Genomic DNA, 2,971 nt, shown 5'->3' on the forward strand with positions numbered 1-2,971 from the left:
CCTCATCGTCACCTCGCCCGCGGTCAAGGTCGAACCGCCGTCGAAGGCGGGCCGGACGATCGTCCTCAGCTCCGGCACGACCGGCCGGCCCAAGGGCGCCAACCGGCACTCGCGGCCCGGCCTGTCGCCGATGGTGGCGGTCCTGTCCCGCATCCCGTACCGGGTGCACGAGCGGATGTTCATCGAGGCGCCGCTGTTCCACACCTGGGGTTACGCGATGCTCCAGGCGGCGATCCCGCTGCGCGCCACGATCGTGCTGCGGTCCCGCTTCGACCCCGAGCAGACGCTCCAGACGATCGAGGCGACCAGGCCGACCGCGCTGGTCGCCGTCCCGGTCATGCTCCAGCGCATGCTGGACGTCCCGGACGCCGAGCGCCGCAAGCGCGACACGTCCTCGATGCGGATCGCGGCCGTCTCCGGCTCGGCGCTGCCCGCGACGCTCGCCACCACGTTCATGGACGAGTTCGGCGACGTCCTCTACAACATGTACGGGTCGACGGAGGCGTCGTGGGTCACCATCGCCACGCCCGCCGACCTGCGCGCCCGTCCCGACACGGCGGGCACGCCCCCGCCAGGGACGAAGGTCGCGATCCTGGACGACGCCGGTGAACGCGTCCCGCCGGGAACCACCGGGCGGATCTTCGCCGCCAACGAGCTGCCGTTCGCCGGCTACACCAGCGGCGACACCAAGGAGATGCGCGACGGCCTGATGAGCCTCGGCGACGTCGGGCACCTCGACGAGCAGGGCCGCCTCTTCGTGCAGGGCCGCGACGACGACATGATCGTCTCGGGCGGGGAGAACGTGTTCCCCAGCGCGATCGAGGAGGTCCTGACCGGTCTTCCGCAGGTGCGGGAGGTCACCGTGATCGGGGTACCGGACGAGGACTTCGGCCAGCGGGCCGCCGCCTTCATCGCCCTGCGGGAGGGCGAGACGCTCGACGCCGACGCCGTCCGCGCCCACGTCCGCGATCACCTCGCGCGTTTCGCCGTCCCGCGCGACGTGCACTTCGTCGACGCCCTTCCCCGCAACGCCACCGGCAAGATCCTCCGTCGCGAACTCCAGGACCGCCCCGGCGACACCACGCCCTGAACCGGCTCCCGCAGGAGGGTCAGGCGTCGGCGGGCGGGCGGTGGACGTCCAGGAGGAACCAGAGGCGGGTGCGGTGCGGGGACTGGTCGAGGCCCCACTCGTCGGAGAGCGCGTCGATGACGGTGAGGCCGCGCCCGTGGTCGAGGCGCGGCTCGTCGTGGTGGCCGTCCTGGGCGGGGCCGTCGTCGGTGACGTCGACGCGGATCCGCCGGCCGTCGGTGGCGACCGCCACCGTGACGATCCCGGTGCCGTGCAGGATCGCGTTGGCGACGCCCTCGGCGGCCATCAGCTCGACGTCGTCCAGGAGGTTCTCGTCCGCGACGACCTTCGCGGCACGCTCGCGGACGGCGCGACGGGCCCGGCGGCCGCCATCGCCGTCGCCGGTGAACCCGACCGGTTCACCGAGCCGTTCCATCCCCACGGTCACTGATCACCACACCATCGGAACTCGGGAGCGCACCGCAATCATTCACCTGCGGTGAGTGATCGGGCAACGCCATGGACGTATTGATCTTGACCTTTCCGGGACGGTTTCGGCGTCAGACGCGGAGCTTACGGTACGAGTTACCGCGGGATCCGCGCATTGCGAAAATATGAAACTACGACCATGTTCTTGCTCACTCCACCACATAACCAGAGGTGGGGCTGTGGGCTGCGACATGTGCCACCCGACTGTGCATCCCGGCCATTGCTCACCTAGGCGTACAAAACGGTCATTTTATCCGTCTCCCGGGGCGGATCGCCGGGCGCCTTTCCCATGCCACCATCCGTTACATCAGCGTTATCACCGGATGGGCGGGGTTGGGGTGCCGCCCGCCGGGTCGCACCGATGGCTCCAGCCGCGGAGCCTCACCCCCGGAGGTGCGCCATGCAAGCCGTCGTGCTCGCCTGTTCCGCGCAGGCCGTCTACATCGGCGCGTACGTCCTGTTCAAGACGGCCACCGGACACATGAGCCCGATAGGCGGCCGGCATCCGCTGCACGCCGCCGGACGCCTGGTGCGAAGCCCGCGCTGGCTGGCCGGCGTCCTGGTGCTGCTGGCGGGCTTCGCGCTCTCGGCCACCGCCCTCGTCACGCTCCCGGTCGTCGCCACCCTCCCCGCCTTCGGGCTCGGCCTCGTCCTGCTGCTGGCCGTGGGGATGAGCGGGTTCGGCGAACGTCCCACCTCCCGCGAGTGGCTCGCCGCGATCATCACCGTGGCGGCGATGGCCACCGCCGCGCTGTCGGTCATGCCCGGCCCGGGGGACTCGCTCGCGGACGCGCTGCACCGCACGGGCGGCGCCGAGGCCGCCGCCGCGCTCCCGCTGTGGAAGGCCGCCCTCATCGTCGTCCCCTCGCTGGCCCTGCCGCTGTGGATGTTCTGCGTGCGCGACCGCCAGGTCAGCGGCCGGCACGCGCGACCCCTCACCGGCATCGCCTACGGCCTCGGCGCGGGCGTCCTGCTCGGCGCCACCGAGGTCTTCGGCATGGGCATGGCGACGATGCTCGCCGGGGACCACGGGACCGGCGTCCTCGCCTCGCCGCACCCGTTCCTGTTCCTGCTCGCCGGCGCCCTCGGCCTCGGCCTGCTGTCGATCGGCCTGCAGCGCTGCCGCCTCACCATCATCGTCACCGTGGTCACCGTGACCGCGAAGACGCACCTGCTGCTGTCGGCGACGCTGCTGTACGGGGAGCCGTGGCCGCACGATCCGGGCCTGTTCCTCCTGCGGACCGCCGGCGTCGGCCTGGCCGTCCTCGCCCTCCTGGCCTTCCCCCGCCACGAACGCCGCACCCGAACCACCCGGCACGGCCGCACGACGCGCTCCGCCGCCCCGCCCGTTCCAGGGCCCGTCTCGCCCGCACGGCCCGCGTCACTTCAGTGAGCGCAGGTGGGGCGTTGGGC

3 protein-coding genes are annotated in these 2,971 nt (G+C 71.9%); 2 read left to right on the forward strand and 1 reads right to left on the reverse strand.

From position 1 onward, the window contains the following. A partial coding sequence (locus E1285_RS44235) for an AMP-binding protein (protein WP_132160888.1) occupies positions 1 to 1,090 on the forward strand: 1,090 nt, incomplete at its 5' end. Positions 1,091 to 1,109: 19 nt separating this feature from the next. Here E1285_RS44235 and E1285_RS44240 read toward each other — a convergent pair. Beyond that, entirely contained in the window at positions 1,110 to 1,517 is a 408-nt protein-coding gene (locus E1285_RS44240; protein WP_243723478.1) for an ATP-binding protein, read from the reverse strand. Between the two features lie 441 nt (positions 1,518 to 1,958). Between E1285_RS44240 and E1285_RS44245 the strand changes: the two genes are divergently transcribed. Continuing rightward, positions 1,959 to 2,951, forward strand: a complete 993-nt coding sequence (locus tag E1285_RS44245) for a hypothetical protein (protein ID WP_132160889.1) — start codon at positions 1,959 to 1,961, stop codon at positions 2,949 to 2,951. Positions 2,952 to 2,971 lie beyond the last annotated feature (20 nt).

Source organism: Actinomadura sp. 7K507, from assembly GCF_004348425.1.
Taxonomy (GTDB): Bacteria; Actinomycetota; Actinomycetes; order Streptosporangiales; family Streptosporangiaceae; genus Spirillospora.

Bases quoted from the DNA above. Each gene is read 5' to 3' on its own strand.
- E1285_RS44245 (WP_132160889.1), top strand. From the start codon at position 1,959: ATGCAAGCCGTCGTGCTCGCCTGTTCCGCGCAGGCCGTCTACATCGGC.